Here is a 14,924-nt window from a genome sequence, read left to right on the forward strand (position 1 = left end):
GTTCACACACGTGCCCCGCTACGCCAGCGTGGCCTCGCCGAACGACCTCATGGTGGAGGCAGCCCATCCCAGCAGGACCACGGCCAGCGCCATGGTCCACGGCGTCGTCGACAGCAGCGGGTCCAACAACGCATCGATCGGTGTGGTGAGCACGCCGCCCGGCCCGCTCACCACGCCCAGGATCCACAACGCGCCCCCCGCCGCCGCGCCCACCGCCGGAGCGAACCGGACGGCCAAGGCGAGCGCGAGCGACGCGGTCAGCAACGACTGGCCGAGCCAGCTTGCGACCACCGCCCACCATCCGGGTCCCTGCACCAGCGCCGAACAGGCCATCGCGAGCGCCAGGTCGACGCAGAGCACCACGGTCAGCCTGGCCAGGAACACCGCCGCGGGCGGCACCGGCAGGGTGAACAGCAGCTCACGCCGTGGGTCTCGGCGCGGCGAGGCCACGATCAGCGCTCCCAACAGCACCAGCAGCACCGCCACCGCACCGAACAGGCGCACGCCGAGCCGTTCCTGTACATGCGCCGACGACAGAAGAGCCGCGCCGACGAAGCCGACCGCGCTCAGTGGCGCCCACATCCTGGGCATCAGCACGGCCTGTCGCAGCGCCAGCTGCCAGGCCGTCCGCCAGGGCCGGGCGAGACCGGGGGCGCGCCCGGTGCCCGTGACCGGGTCGGTATCCGCTTCATCGACGGAGACCGGAACGGTGGAGCGCGGCTGACTTGCGCCGGAGGGACCGGCAGCGGCCAGCGCGGGCCCCAGCAGGGCATCGAAGGACGGCACGGAGACGGTCTGTTCCGCTGCCTCCGCGCGCGCCGCGCCCTTGATGCCCTGCCAGACTGCCATCCTTGTACGGCAGTCGGCACAGCCGTCCAAGTGCCGCCGGTGGCTCGGGGCGACGGTTCCGGGGCATGCCAGACGCGCCAAGACGTCGTCCGCGAAGTGTTCGTTCATCGTCGTCCCGTTCCTTCCAGCCGCGAGGCGGCGAGCATGCTACCCAGTCGCCTTCGCGCGTGGGACATCCGGCTTTTGACGGTACCCACCGGGATGGCGAGCGCGGTGGCCACTTCCGGGTAGGCCATCTCCTCGACCAGCACCAGCGCGAGGACCTCGCGCAGATGCTCAGGAAGGGCGCGCACGGCTGCCCGTAGCGCGGTGTGCTCGGACTCCACCACGATCTGGTCCTCGACGCTCGGCGCCGGGTCGGCCACGTCCTGAGCCTCGGCCAGGTCCGCCAGTTGCGGCCGGGATCTGCGGAGCTGGTTGTGGGCCTGCCGTCGGGCCACGCCCATGAGCCAGCCCCGTACGGAGGATTCGCCGCGGAATCCTTCAGCCGAGCGCCATACGGCCAGCCAGGTCTCCTGCAGGATCTCCTCGGACACGCCCTGGTCCGAGGTGAGTCTGCGGATGAGGCGGAGCATGGCGGCAGCATGCCTCTCGTAGAGGGCCCGTAGGGCGGTCTGGTCGCCGTGGGCGACGGCGGTAAGCAGAGCTTCGTCCGAACTCACACCACGTACGTATCAAGAAAGCGCTGTTCGGTTCACTCTTCGTCGGCACGATCCTCGATTTTCGGCCGTAGGTGCCGGGGCAACCGCCGCACCGCGGCTCTCGTGGCACCGAACTGCCAGAACTGCCAAGCGAGTTCGGACCTATTGATCCGTCGCGGACAGCCGTGATTGCGTGATTACGGATCGCGATTCACGAACAAACATTCGGTTTCTACGGAGGAGTCAACATGGGCTTAAAGGCCCCCGCTCAGGCGCAGAACGGCGCGAACCTGTTCGACCTCGACCTGGAGATCGGCGTGGAGAAGTCCGTCGCCGGCCCGGCCATCACAAGCATCTCGTTCTGCACCCCGGGCTGCACCAGCGACGGTGGCGGCTCCGGCTGCAGCCACTGCTGCTGACGGCACGTATCCGTGGGGCCGGGCGGGCGCCCGGCCCCACGGGCTGCTCCCGGGAACGCAGGGGTAAGGAAGAGAAGGGGGACACCCGTGAGGGAACCGTCGCAGGAGACACCGTTCGAGGCGAAAGACGTCTTCCTGTACCGAGCACCGCTGGCACCGTCAGCGCCGGGAGATTCCAGCCTGCCTCTCCCCGCCGCGGGAGGCCCCCAGGACCTGGCCGCCTGCACCGAACTGCTCGCTTCGGTCCCTGCCGACCCCGTCCTGAGCGAGGCACTCGACCTCGCCTCGCCCAGCCTCAGCGCCATGGTCCACCGCGTCACCGAGCGCGGCACCGCCGGCATCAAGGCGGGGCAGCTGCGCCGGGCCGCGCTCGCCGTGCTCCGCTACGACATCAGGATGCGGACCCGGCCCACCCCCTTCGGCTTGTTTGCGGGCGTGGCGACCGGACAGTTCGACTCCACTGCCAAGGCCGAGCGCGGCACAGCGCACCGCACCCGCACCCACGCCGACATGCAGTGGCTCACCAGGATCGGCCACCGTCTCGAACGCGACCCGGCCGTGCTGTCCAAACTCACCGTCCAGGCCCACCAGGCCCTGCTTCCGCGCGGGGACCGGCTGGTCCTCACCTCGCCCTCCACCCAGGGCGTGCCCCCCGGCGAGAGCGGCGAGGGCCGCTCCACGGTGTCCGTGCGCAGGACAGCGGTCGTCGAACGGGCCGTGGCCGAGGCCGCGGCCCCACTGCCGTACGAGGAACTGGTCCAGCGCACCGCCGAGGCCTTCCCCGGCGCGCCTGCCGAGCGGGTCCGCGGCCTGCTAGCGGAACTGGTACGGCAGGAGATCCTCATCACCGGGCTGCGCCCGCCACTGGACGGCAGCGACCCGCTGCGCCACGTTCTGCAGCTGCTCGCCCCGGTCACCGAGCCGTCCGAGGACACCTGCCGGATACACGACGCTCTGCTGGCCGTTGAGCACCGACGACAGGCGTACGACGCCCGACCCGTCGGCGACGGCCGCGAACACCTGGGCCGGCTGCTGAAGGCGGCGCGGTCGGTGGAACCCGACGACACGCCGGTGCACATCGACACCCGCCTCGACACCCGGCTGCACCTGCCGTACGCGGTGCGTGACGTGATCGAAGAAGCCACCGGTGTCATGTGGCGCCTCTCCCGCTCCAAGCTCGGTCTCTTCGCCCTGCGTGACTACCACCGTCGTTTTCTCGATGTGTACGGAGCCGACCGGCTGGTGCCGGTCCTGGAACTCCTCGACGAGTCGACAGGACTGGGCGCCCCGGCGGGCTACGGCTGGCCCAACAGCGAGGCAGCACCCGTCCCGCCCGATGACCCCCGCACTGCCCGCCGGGACCGTGCCATGGCCCGGCTGGCCGCCGCCGCCCAGCGCGCCGGACGGCGCGAGGTCGTCCTCGGCGACGCGGACCTCGACGAGCTGTGCCACGACAGCGCCGACCGCGCGGACTTGCCCAACTCCTGCGAGGTGACGGTGCAGGTCGTCGCCCCCTCGGTGGAGGCGCTGGACGACGGCGAATTCCACGTCTTCCTCTCACCTTCGCCCGGCTCGCACCGGGCCGGGTCCACCTTCGCCCGGTTCGCCGACCTGCATCCCGGCTGGCGGACGGAGTTCGCCGCACTGCACGGTGACAACCCGGTGCACATCCAGGACGCCGTCCCCGTCGATCTCGCCTTCAGGACGCGCTCGGGCCGGGCCGCCAACCTCGCGCACACCACCCCGGCCACCGGCAGCCGCATCAGCGTCGGCGTCCCCGAGGTCGCCGGTATCAAGGAACTGCACCTGTGCGACATCGGCGTCGGTGCCACTCTGGACCGGCTGACCGCCGTCCACCTGCCCACCGGCCGCGAAATCGTGCCCGTGCTCGGCAACATGGTCAGCGCACCGGCCCAGGCACCCAACGCCGTCCGGCTGCTGTGGGAGATCGGGCTGGAGGGCCAGCGGCTGTGGGAGCCGTGGAACTGGGGGCCGCTCGCCGACTCTCCCTTCGTGCCGCGGGTGCGGTACGGACACTTCGTACTGGCCTCCGCCGTCTGGCGGTTGGACGGGATTCGCGCGCGAGCCGAAGAGCTGCGAGCGAGGAGTGACGATGCCCGCGTCGCCGACTGGGACCGCGCGATCGGCGACTGGCGGGCCGCCTGGGACGTACCGCCCCGGATACTCGCCGTCACTGCCGACCAGCGGCTGCTGCTCGACCTCGGGAACACGTGGCACCGCGAGCTGCTGCTCGACCAAGTGCTGCGCCACTCCGACCTGATCGCCCAAGAAGTCCCCGGCGAATACGAGGACTGGCTGGACAGCCCGCTCGCCGGGCACACCTTCGAGCTGGTTGTCCCGCTGACCCGCCGGGAGACTGATACGCCCCGCCGCCGCCCGTACGCCGGACACCGCCAGCCCGGACGCACCGTCCACGGCCTGGGCGGCGAGTGGCTCTACCTCAAACTGCACGGCTCCGCCCGCACCCAGGACGACCTGCTGCGCGACCACATCCCCGAACTGGTCGACCTGGCGGGGCAGAAGGGCGCGGACGGCTGGTTCTTCATCCGCTACACCGACGACGGCGGCCACCACCTGCGGCTGCGGCTGCACGGCGACAGCCCGAAGGAGCTGTGGGGCAAGGTCGCTCCCGCGGCCGGCGCGCTGCTCCAGCGGTGGCAGCGCGAAGGGTTGCTGCGCAGCCACACCCTCGCCCAGTACGACCCGGAAACCGAGCGCTACGGCGGCCCCGCCGCCCAGCGGCTGGCCGAGGACGTCTTCCGGTACGACAGTGAAGCCGTCATCGAACTGCTGCGCGTGGCCAAGGACCCTGCCAACGACTACGACGTCGACGACCTCGCCGTTGTCTCCTGCGCCGCGCTGGCCAGCGCCTTCGGACCGCCGGCGCCCGGCAACGTACGGGGCACCGAGGACTGTGGTGACGACGGCGCCGCGGCCTGGCTGTCCATGACCGGCGCGCGCCGCGACCTGCCCGCGGCGTTCCGTGCCCGGCCCGCACAGTGGCGCCGCCTCGTCGACCCCTACGGCGGCTGGCCCGTCCTCGTCGAGGACCCGGCCGGCGCCCGCGTCCTCGACGCGCTACGCCCGCGCGACGAGGCCGTACGGCAACTTGCCACGTGCGTACGGGATTCCGGAGACACACCCGAGGGGCGGGTCGTCGGCAGTCTGCTGCACATGGTCTGCAACCGCCTCTTCGGTGGTTCCAGTGCCCGCGAGCTGACCGTGCTCGGCATCGCCCGCGGCGCCGTACAGGACCACCTCAACCGCCGGAGGCACCAGTCATGAACTCCACCGCTGTCCGTCCGGAAGAGGCCGTCTCTCTGGTCGCCGAGCGGCTCGCCGACCCCGAGTACATCGCCGCCGTTGCCTCCCGCGACGACAATCGCGACCCCATCTACGACGCGGTGATGTGGGGCCCTCTGACGCTCGCCAACGGCCTTCCGGGCACCGCCCTCCTCTTCGGGGAACTGGCCCGCACCGACGACGCCTGGCGACCGGTCGCCCACCGCCACCTCGCGGCCGCCGGGCGTGTCATGAACTCCGCGCCCAGCCGGGGCCTGTTCTCCGGCCCGGCCGCGCTGCTCGCCGCCGCCCAGACGTGCGCCGGTCCCGAAGGGCACTACGGTGCGCTGCGCCGGGGGCTGGCCACCTGGGTCGCCGAGGACCAGACCGAACGGCTGCGCGTCTTCCGCGCCCGTGCCCAGGACGGTGGCACCGGCGTCGACTGGGCCGCGTACGACCTGATCAACGGGCTGTCGGGCACGACCCGCCTGCTCCTGGACTCGGTGGCCGACGCGGACGAGGCCGGTCCCACCGTCGAGTCGGCCCTCACCGCGTCTCTCCACCACCTCATCGATGTCACCGCACCGATCCGGGTCGACGGCCACGAGGTCCCCGGCTGGTGGGTGCCGGCCGAACTCCACGTCAGCGAACGGGACCGCGAGACCTACCCGCGCGGGGACTTCAATCTCGGGATGGCGCACGGCATCGCCGGACCGCTCGCGGTGCTCTGCAGGGCGTACGAGGCCGGACACGGGATGCCGGGCATGCGCGACGCCATCCACCGCATCGCCGACTGGCTGCTGAGCTGGACGCTGCGCGACGAGGCGGGACCGTACTGGCCCGCCCGGGCGGGCTGGGACGAGGAGGTGGCGCCGCGGCGCCCGCACGAGCTCTTCACCCGTACCGCCTGGTGCTACGGCACCCCGGGCGTCGCCGCCGCTCTGTTCCGCGCCGGGACGGTCATGGACCGGCCGGACTGGCGCACCGCCGCCGTCGACGCGCTGCGTGCCGCGCTGCGCCGCGACGAGTCGCTGTGGGCGATCGAAGGCGCCACCGTGTGCCACGGCTACGCCGGCCTGCTGCGCATCGTGGCCCGGGTGGCGCAGGCCGTCGACGACACCGAACTGCATGCCGGATGCCGACGCCTGACCGGCAAGGTGCTGGCGTGCGCCGATGAGGAGGCGCCCTTCGGGTTCCGTCACCTCATGCGCTTCCCTGCCGCCGCCCACTCGCCGGTCCCCCACCGCGCCGTGAACACCGCGGGCATGCTCGAGGGCGCCGCGGGCGTCGCCCTCTCGCTCCTGCCCGTCGGCGACGGACCACTGCCCTGGGACCGCACTTTGGGGCTGACGTGAGCCATGAGCCGGTGAAGGAAATCAGCATGTCCGAAACACCAGCCTTCGACATGGCCGACCTCGTAGTGCGCTACGGAAAGGTGACCGCCGTCCACGGCGTGTCGATCAGCTCCCCGCAGGGCCGTATCACCGCGCTGCTCGGCCCCAACGGCGCCGGAAAGTCCAGCCTGCTGGGCGTGCTGTCGACGGCCGCGCGGCCCGACGCGGGGACGGTCCGGATCTTCGGCCACGACGTCCGCGAGGCGCCGATGGCCGCACGCCGCCGCCTCGGGCTGGTCTTCCAGGAACGCACCCTGGACAAGGAACTTTCCGTCGAACGCAACCTGTGGTTCCACGCCCGGCTGTTCGGCATGAAGCGGGCGGACGCCCGGGCCCGGATCGGACTGATGCTGGACCTGTTCGACCTCGCCGACCGCCGCCGTCAGCCGGTCGAGGAACTGTCCGGCGGACTGGCCAGACGGGTGGAGATCGCACGCGCCCTGCTGCACCGCCCCGGGCTGATCATCCTCGACGAGCCCACCAACGGCCTAGACCCGACCGCGCGCGCCGCCGTATGGGCCGACCTGCTGCGGCTGCGCGACGAACTGGGCGTCACCGTCCTTTACGCGACGCACTACATGGACGAGGCGGAGTACGCCGATGAGATCGTCATCCTGCAACAAGGCCGGGTCGTCCGGCAGGGCAGCGTCGACCGGCTCAAGAGCAGCCTGGACTCGTCCCGCGTCGTGGTGGCCTGCGCGGACAACGAGGCCGCCGCCCGGCAGTTGCGCGCCGCGGGCTTCGAACCGCTGAGAGAGCCGGGTGGGGTCGCGGTGCACTGCGCCGAACCCGAGGCCCGGATCGCGGAGGTGGTCCGGGCCCTGGACGTCCCGGGACTGACCGTCTCCGTACACCACCCGTCCATGAACGACGTCTACTTGGCGGCGGCCGGCCAGGACAGGCCGCGACAGCGGCGGGAGAGTGTGAGCGCGCCATGACCGTAACGACCACTGTCGGCCCTTCCCCTGCATCTGCCCTTGTCTCCGGCGACGGAGGGCTGAGAGTTGCCCTGCGCGCCATCGGCGTCATCGCCCATCGCGATCTGCTGCGACAGGTCAAACGTCCGGGCGTTCTCGCCAGCCAGGCCGTGCAGATCCTCTTCTTCGTTCTGGTCTACGCCGTCGGCTTCGACGGGATGATCGGTTCGGTCGGTTCGGTGTCGTTCAGCGCGTACGTCTTCCCCGGGATCATCGCCATCCAGGTCGTCTCGATCGGTATCGCCTCCGGCCAGAGCTACGCCTGGGACCGCGAGTACGGCGTACTGCGCGAACTCCTCGTGGCCCCGGTGCCGCGGGTCTGCCTGCCACTGGGCAAGGTCGTCGCCGGTGCGGGGATGGTGACCGTGCAGAGCGTGCTGATGCTCGCCTTCTCCCCACTGATGGGGGTGGCGCTGACGGCGGGCCGGTTCGCCACCGCGGTCGGCTGCTACGCGCTCGCCGCCACCGTGTTCAGCGTCATCGGTCTCTGCCTGGCCACCGTCATCAAACGGGTGCAGACGCTCCAGGCCACCGTCCAACTGGCCATGTTCCCGATGCTGTTCCTGTCCGGGTCGGTCTTCAGTGCAAAGGACGTGCCGGACTGGCTGGCCTTGGTCATGTACCTCAACCCCATGACGTACGCCGTCGACCTGGCCCGCCAGACCCTGCTGGGCGGCGGCGGCCTGCTGCCTTGGTGGGCAGATCTCTGCGCACTGGGCGGGATCCTGACGGCGGTCCTGGCGCTGCTGAGAGTACGGAGCGGGCGATGAGCTGGCCCCCGTTGCCCGCGCACGTCCGCTCGGACGGCGGTACGCCGCTGGACGAGGACGAGGCGGCGGAGCGGGTGCTGGCCCGCGCGCTGCGCTGGATCGAAGCGAACCTGGAATGGTTCGCGCCGGGGCGCTGGGAGGAGTTCCTGCCCCGCCGCCCCTTCCGGCCAGGTCCGCTCCTTGAACTCCTCGGCCTTGTACGGGTGCTGGACCGATCGGGCGTCGTGCCCAAGGACGCACCTCTGCCGAGCCGCGCGCTCGCCCTCGCCGAAGATGCCGCCTCCGAAGCGGACTTCGAGCGCGGACTGCGCCGTGGTGACGAGTTCTTTCCGTATCACCTCAATCTGGTCGCGCTTCTGGAGGTGCTCGGCCGCCCGCAGCCCACGTTGCGCGCGGCGGGCGAGGCGCTGCTCGCAGCGGACACGGGCGGCCACACCCGGCCGTACAAGCCGGTGCTCACAAGGACCGAGCTGCGCTACTTCATCGACCGCGGAGGCTTTACGGCCCCCGCCCCGCTGCCCGACATCGGCACGCTCCACCGCCAGAGCATCGCGGCCCAGCACCCGGACGTCCTCCAGCTGACCGGCAGCGAGACCTACGCCTTCACCCATGTCCTTTTCTATGCAACGGACTTCGGCCACCATCGGCACCTCCTCGGCGGAAGCGAGGCGGTGGCCGAGCTGCGCGAGACCGTGCGGGTGCTGCTCGGCGTCCACCTCGCCCGGGGCAGTCTGGATCTCCTGGCCGAGCTGCTGCTGTGCGACTCCGCATTGGACGACGGGCGCGGTTCCGGCCCGCTGGTGTACGAAGGCTGGAATGCGCTGGCCGGTGCCGGGCTGCCGGACGGTGCCTTGCCCAGCCCCGTGCACCGCCCCGAGGTCCTGGCCGGCCTCGCGGGCGACAAGGCCGCCGCCTACCTCTTCGGCACGTGCTATCACACCACCCTGGCAGCCGCGCTCGCCGCCGCCGTACGGAAGCGGAGCCCGGCAGCCGGTGCCCGGCAACCCGTCGGATTCCCGCTTCCCTGCGCGGATCCCGAGGCGATCCGGCTGTGGGCGCTAAAGGCGTCCGGGGCATCCGCCGCCCCGGCTTCTGCGCGCGTGGCATGGTCCGCGCACCTCGGCCCGCTGCTGGCGCTCAGTGTCCAGGCGCGCGATCCGGACGTCCTTGCAGAGGTCGTGCACGCCGCCGAACGACTCGGGCAGGGCCGACGCCCGCTGGTCCGCTCGGCAGCAGCCCTGCTGGCGGCATGGCAGCCGACACATCCAACCCTGCAGTGAAAGGGATGACGCATGCGTATACGTGACGTGCTGGTCACGATGACCACAGCTGTGGCGACGACGGTGCTGACGGCCACCGCCCCCTCCACGGCAGCGACGACAAGCCGTCGAGATGCGGGCAATGACACCCGGGCCTGCTCTCCGTACGTCTCGATCAGCGGTTTCTCCGACGCGCTGGACAAGACCACCTTCCAGGGCAGTTACGTCGGCAACCTCTCCGCCCTCGCCGCCGGCTCCGGCGACCGGATCGCCGCCCTGTCGGACCGCTCCGAGCTGTTCACCCTGGGCCCGCGGCGCGAACCCGAACGCGTGGTGCCGCTGACGGATGAGAAGGGCGGGGCGCTCGACTCGGAGGGCCTGGTCGTCGACCACGACGGCAGCTACCTGGTCACCTCTGAGACCGAACCGTCCATCCGTCGTTACGGCCACGACGGCAAGCTGCTCGGGTCGCTGCCCGTACCGGACGAACTCCGGGTCGCTCCGGCCGGCAAGGCGCGGCTCAACCAGACCTTCGAGGGCCTGGCCCTCCAGCCCGACGGCCGCACCCTGCTCGCCTCTATGGAGGGCCCGCTCGACGGGGACCCCGCGGACGGCGAAGGACGGCCACTGGTGCGCTTCCAGACCTGGCACCGTCCAAGCGTCGACGCGGACTTCCGGCTTGCCGGGCAGTACACCTACCCCGTCGACAAGTCGCTGGGCGTCTCCGAGATCACCTCTTCCGGACTGGTCCTCGAACGAGGCGTCTCCGCCGACACGGTGCCAACGGTCCGTCTCTACTTCGCCGACCTCGCGCACGCGGACCGGGGCCGACCGGTGCCGAAGCAACTGCTCGCCGATCTTGCAGAGTGCCCTTCGCTGGGCGCGCATCACCCGATGCCGCTGCCCAACCCGCTCCTGGACAACATCGAGGGCATGCTTGTCACAGGCCGGGAGCAGACGGGACGACTCAAACTGCTGCTGGTCAGCGACGACAACCACAGCGACCGGCAGGTCACGCGGCTGTACGAGCTCAGCGTCCAGACGCCCGGAGGCTGACCCCAGGTCAGTTGCCCTTACCCGGCAGAGATCCCAGCCCCTGATGCCCGAGTGCTGGTGAGCACAGCGAATTGCCCGAAGGCTGCGCCCATGGCCATGGGGTCGGTGAGCTTTCCTGAACCGTCGGGCTTCTCCAGCCGGCCGCAACCGTTGACGTACTGATCGGTCGGTGGGCAGCGCAGGCCCCGCCATGAGACGCCCAAGACCCCTCGTCATGCCCACCGCACGCCGCTCCCGGCCCGAACCGTACGGCCACCTTCCGCGGCAACGGAACGGCCCTGCCGTAGTGCGGCAAGACGGGTATCGAGCAGGTGCTGCGCGATGCGCTCCCGGGCCTGCTCAGCGGCTGCGTTCGCGGCCCTTCGGGCGCCGGATCGGGTGACGTACCGGCGCCAGGAGCGCATCTTCGCCTCGTACACCAGCGCCGCTTCCGCGTCGGCGCAATCGCTGCGGGCGAGCGTCGCCAGCGCCAAGCGGCGGTACTTGCTCACGGCAGTCTCCGCACTCAGGCGGGCCAAGAGCGCCAGGGTGTTGTCGGTCGCGCCTTCCGCACGGGCCTGGGCACAGGCTCCCTCCGCCTCGGCCCGGATGCCGGCCTCGGCGTGGGCGATGACGGCGTTGACGTCCAAATGATCGTCCATGGTGACGTGCGTGGCGGCCACCGTCAGCGCGGCCTCGCGCAGCTGCTGCTCGGTGACGCGCCAATTCCCGCTCACCGCGCACAGCCCCGTCGATTTCGGCGTACCGCAGCCTTCACGAGAACTCGCCAGGCGGGCCCACTTGGCGGCTCGGTTCTCGGCACGGGCCTGGGCAAGGGCGCCCTGGCGGGCGAAGCGTTGGGCGGCGGCCTGCTCGTGGCGGGCCTCGATTCGCTCGGCCTCAGCCACGACGGCCTCCCGCAGTCGCTGTTCGGTCAGCGCCCGGCGCACCTGCACCGACGCTCCGGGCAGGTCTGCGTCTGCCCGCGCAGCCAGCCGGCGGCGCAGGCCGCGTCGGTAGGCGACCAGGTCGCCGCAGAGGCCGCAGTCGGTGCCGATGTCCATCCGCAGGCCTTCGTCCACCGCACATCGGAGCAGTCGGCCCGGCGAGGCAGCCCCCGGCCGAGTAGCCAGCCCACCGGGTCAGCAACTGCGCTCGGGCCTCCCTGCCGAGCCAGCCGGCGCTCCAGCCGGTCGGTCAGGACCCTGCCCGCGTACGCGGCTCCGGTCACCCCGGCGATGGCCGCGAGCTCGCGGCGTACAGCGACGGTGACCCGGGCGCGGGAGCCGGACTGCTCCAGGCGTGCCCGGACCAGCTCGACGGGAGCGAGCACAACCTCAAGATCACGCGGCGGCCGAGGTGCCCTGCTCCGCTGCGATCTGACTTGGCCCCCTGCAACGGGGGACAGCGCTCGGGGGGTGACGTCCTGCTGCCCCTGCCCGCGCGCCGGGGATCCTGGGGTTCGTCCCTGCCCAGCGGGTCAACCTCGCTACCGGCTGGAGTGAGTTGGGGACTCTTTCCGCCGACGAGAACCTGGTCCTCGCGCGCAGCCGTGCGTGTCGGCTGACGACAGCACTCCGACGGCGCTTCGCCGGAAAACCCAAACGCACAATCACTATCTCTGACCTCTTCAGCCACAGCAGTGTGGATGGTGTGGGGGCGAGCAGCAGCGGGGAGGTCTGTGGCGGCGGCCCGCGCGGAGCAACTGTCGCTTACTTGCCAAGGGCCGGGCGGTCGGGCTGGGCCTCTCGCCGGCGTGTGATCTCCGGGGACAGTTGCGGGGAGGTCTGTGTTGCCGACGTTTCGACGCTGTCTTCCTGCATCAGTTGCTGACGCGGAAATGGTGTGATGCCGGGCAGTTCGGTGTGCGGCAGCACGTACTCGACGCTCCACTGCCGTGGAGGGAGCAGTCTGCGGTGCCCTAGTACTGCAACGGTGTTTGTGCTGATGGTTGGGCAGTTCTATGGGCTGTGTCCGCGTCGTGTGTAGTGACTGATGCGGGCTTGGTGTTGTCGTTTTCGGCGCCAGTGTGACCAGTGCAGGATGTGGTCGACGGGGGTGGGTTGGCGGTCGGTGAGGCGGGTGATCAGGCGTCTGATCTCGGCGAGGCTGAGGTGGATGAGCTGGGAGGATCCGTTTCTGCTTTCCCGGCATCGAGGTCCCGGGCTCGCAGGACGGTCAGGCAGGCGTGGGCAGCGATGGCCAGGGTGATGTGGCGGTGCCAGCCTGGGTAGCGGCGGACTTGGTAGTCGTCCAGGCCGCACTCCTGCTTCGCCGTCTGGAAGCATTCTTCGACGGCCCACCGGCTGCCGGCGATATGGATCAACTCGTCCAAGGTGGCACCGGAGGGGCAGTAGGCGATGTAGTAGGAGAGCTCTTCGGGCCGGCGGACACTGCGACGTGCGAGGACCCAGTGGCGGCGGTCCTCGCGGTGCCAGGGACGGACCTCGACACGCGCCCAGTCGAACACCCGCGGTCCGTGGGCGCCGCGTCCGCAGGAGCGGCGTTTCCACTTCTGCCGTGGCAGACCGGTGAACAGGTCCTGAACCGGATGGTCCAGGGCCCAGCGGGTGACCACGGTGTCGTGGCGGGTGGTGGCCATGACGTGGAAGACATCGGCCTGCTCCAGTCCGGAGCGCCAGCCCTTGCTGAAGCCGTAGGCGGCATCGGCGGTCACCCACCGGAACGGGATCTTGTCCGCGATCGCACGGCGGACCATCTTCTTGGCCATGACGACCTTGGTCTCGAAGCCGACCTCGTCGTCGATACCGGCCCGGCGGCATCTCTCGCGGTCGTCTGTCCAGGATGCGGGCAGATACAGCCTGCGGTCGATCAGTGTCCGGCCGCCGCCGGCTGCATAGGCGAGGAACACTCCGACCTGGCAGTTCTCTGTGCGTCCGGCAGTCCCGGAGTACTGACGCTGGACACCTGCCGAACGGGTCCCTTTCTTGAGGAAGCCGGTGTCGTCCACGATGAGCACGGCTTCGCGGTCGCCGAGGTTCTCGACGACGTAGTCGCGGACATCGTCGAGGACCTCATCGGCTTCCCACTCGATCCGGTTCAGCAGCCGATGGATACGGTCCGGAGCTGCATGACCGGCCTGTTCAGCCAGCGTCCAGCCGTTCTTCCGCTCCAGCGGAGCAATCAGCCCCCGCATATAGGCAAGCGCCGACTCCCGTGGCTCCGTCCTGGAAAACCGATGCACAAACCGCTCATGCACAGCGTCCAGTTCACCGGCCCACACCCTGACATCAGCAAGGTCCCCACCCATGCTCAGACCAACGACCGGCCTGCCCAACTGTCACGGCAAACACCGTTGCAGTACTAGGCCGTGTTGCTAAAGGAAGCTGGTGAGCCGGGTGCACCCCAGACTTCGGCGTCGAGCAGCGTCATTCCCAGCACGGGCCACGCCTCTTGCCTGCGACGGTGCAGCCGCGTGGTGTCCATCTCGCTGCGTAAACTGTTGGCTCGTATGCCCGGCTGCGATGTCTACGCGCACACGACGGTTTCCCGTTCGACCCGAAGGACTGAGCCGTGCCCGACCGACCTGAGATTGTCTGCATCTGCGGCTCTACCCGGTTCGTGGACGAGATGAGCGCGGCGAACCGTGATCTGACCTTCGCAGGTGTCATCGTCGTCGCGCCAGGCGTCTTCCTGCGCGGCGAGGATCACGAAGCAGACGAGTTGATCACCGACGAGCAGAAGACCGCGCTGGACGCCCTCCACCTGCGCAAGATCGACCTGGCTGACCGGGTGCTGGTCGTCAACCCAGGCGGGTATATCGGCGAGTCCACCAGCAGGGAGATCGCATACGCCCACGCCACCGGCAAGCCGATCTCGTTCACCGATCCCGTCTGACCAGTAGACGCTTCGTGGTGCGCGCGGGCAACGAGTCTCGGTCAGCCTCGGAGCGTGTTGCTAGTGGGTCTTCGAAGTCGTCGGGCGCAGTGGTCGCCGACGGCAAGGGGCGGGCGCTGGCGTTCGTCCTGACCGGTGGCCAGGTCGCGGACACGACCATGCTGCCCGACACGCTCGACGAGATCCGCGTGGCCGGCGCGACCGGACGGTCACGTCAGCGCCCGGGCCGGCTGCTGGCGGACAAGGGCTATCCGTCCAGAGGGCGGGGCGTGGCTGCGCGAGCGCGGCATCGCCACGACGATCCCGGAACGTGACGACCAAATCGCCCACCGCCGCAAGCGACCTGGCCGCCCGATCGACTTCGGTGACGAGCAGCGGCAGCGGTACCGGGGCCGCAACCTCGTCGAGCGCTGCTTCAA

At 70.4% G+C, this 14,924-nt stretch carries 13 protein-coding genes; 9 read left to right on the forward strand and 4 right to left on the reverse strand.

Going from position 1 to position 14,924, the window contains the following annotated elements:
* Positions 1 to 18: 18 nt before the first annotated feature.
* Both D9V36_RS03060 and D9V36_RS03065 read right to left on the reverse strand, forming a co-directional pair.
* Entirely contained in the window at positions 19 to 849 is an 831-nt protein-coding gene (locus D9V36_RS03060; protein ID WP_206739588.1) for a hypothetical protein, read from the reverse strand.
* Between the two features lie 104 nt (positions 850 to 953).
* Complete coding sequence (locus tag D9V36_RS03065) at positions 954 to 1,511, reverse strand: RNA polymerase sigma factor (RefSeq protein ID WP_129292377.1); 558 nt, start codon at positions 1,509 to 1,511, stop codon at positions 954 to 956.
* A 227-nt stretch (positions 1,512 to 1,738) separates the two neighbouring features.
* On the opposite strand from D9V36_RS03065, the gene D9V36_RS03070 reads away from it, so the two are divergent.
* From D9V36_RS03070 to D9V36_RS03100, 7 genes are all read left to right on the forward strand, one after another.
* Positions 1,739 to 1,909 carry a gallidermin/nisin family lantibiotic gene (locus tag D9V36_RS03070; RefSeq protein WP_129292378.1) on the forward strand — a complete coding sequence of 57 codons (171 nt, stop codon included), beginning with the start codon at positions 1,739 to 1,741 and terminating at the stop codon, positions 1,907 to 1,909.
* Between the two features lie 87 nt (positions 1,910 to 1,996).
* Positions 1,997 to 5,215: a lantibiotic dehydratase gene (locus D9V36_RS03075; RefSeq protein ID WP_129292379.1), complete on the forward strand. Its 3,219-nt coding sequence runs from the start codon at positions 1,997 to 1,999 to the stop codon at positions 5,213 to 5,215.
* Positions 5,212 to 6,567, forward strand: coding sequence for a lanthionine synthetase C family protein (locus D9V36_RS03080; RefSeq protein WP_129292380.1), 1,356 nt, complete (start codon positions 5,212 to 5,214; stop codon positions 6,565 to 6,567). Before D9V36_RS03075 ends, D9V36_RS03080 begins: the two co-directional genes overlap by 4 nt.
* Before the next feature lie 26 nt (positions 6,568 to 6,593).
* Positions 6,594 to 7,544, forward strand: a complete 951-nt coding sequence (locus D9V36_RS03085; protein ID WP_129292381.1) for an ABC transporter ATP-binding protein — start codon at positions 6,594 to 6,596, stop codon at positions 7,542 to 7,544.
* Complete coding sequence (locus D9V36_RS03090) at positions 7,541 to 8,353, forward strand: ABC transporter permease (protein ID WP_129292382.1); 813 nt, start codon at positions 7,541 to 7,543, stop codon at positions 8,351 to 8,353. The genes D9V36_RS03085 and D9V36_RS03090 overlap by 4 nt, the downstream gene beginning before the upstream one ends.
* A complete protein-coding gene (locus D9V36_RS03095) occupies positions 8,350 to 9,633 on the forward strand; it encodes a DUF6895 family protein (RefSeq protein ID WP_129292383.1) in 1,284 nt (427 codons plus the stop codon). Before D9V36_RS03090 ends, D9V36_RS03095 begins: the two co-directional genes overlap by 4 nt.
* A gap of 12 nt (positions 9,634 to 9,645) precedes the next feature.
* Positions 9,646 to 10,668 carry an esterase-like activity of phytase family protein gene (locus D9V36_RS03100; RefSeq protein ID WP_129292384.1) on the forward strand — a complete coding sequence of 341 codons (1,023 nt, stop codon included), beginning with the start codon at positions 9,646 to 9,648 and terminating at the stop codon, positions 10,666 to 10,668.
* Positions 10,669 to 10,880: 212 nt separating this feature from the next.
* Here the strand turns inward: D9V36_RS03100 and D9V36_RS03110 are convergent, their stop codons facing one another.
* Both D9V36_RS03110 and D9V36_RS03115 read right to left on the reverse strand, forming a co-directional pair.
* Entirely contained in the window at positions 10,881 to 11,711 is an 831-nt protein-coding gene (locus D9V36_RS03110; protein ID WP_164992862.1) for a hypothetical protein, read from the reverse strand.
* Between the two features lie 1,022 nt (positions 11,712 to 12,733).
* Positions 12,734 to 13,918, reverse strand: coding sequence for an IS701 family transposase (locus D9V36_RS03115; protein WP_129292387.1), 1,185 nt, complete (start codon positions 13,916 to 13,918; stop codon positions 12,734 to 12,736).
* Between the two features lie 263 nt (positions 13,919 to 14,181).
* On the opposite strand from D9V36_RS03115, the gene D9V36_RS03120 reads away from it, so the two are divergent.
* Together D9V36_RS03120 and D9V36_RS41730 are read left to right on the forward strand one after the other, a co-directional pair.
* The gene (locus D9V36_RS03120) at positions 14,182 to 14,505 is read left to right on the forward strand and encodes a hypothetical protein (RefSeq protein WP_129292388.1); all 324 of its coding nucleotides are present in this window, start codon (positions 14,182 to 14,184) and stop codon (positions 14,503 to 14,505) included.
* Positions 14,506 to 14,594: 89 nt separating this feature from the next.
* Entirely contained in the window at positions 14,595 to 14,819 is a 225-nt protein-coding gene (locus D9V36_RS41730) for a transposase (RefSeq protein ID WP_241720674.1), read from the forward strand.
* Positions 14,820 to 14,924 lie beyond the last annotated feature (105 nt).

The organism is Streptomyces lydicus, assembly GCF_004125265.1.
Classification (GTDB): domain Bacteria; phylum Actinomycetota; class Actinomycetes; order Streptomycetales; family Streptomycetaceae; genus Streptomyces; species Streptomyces lydicus_C.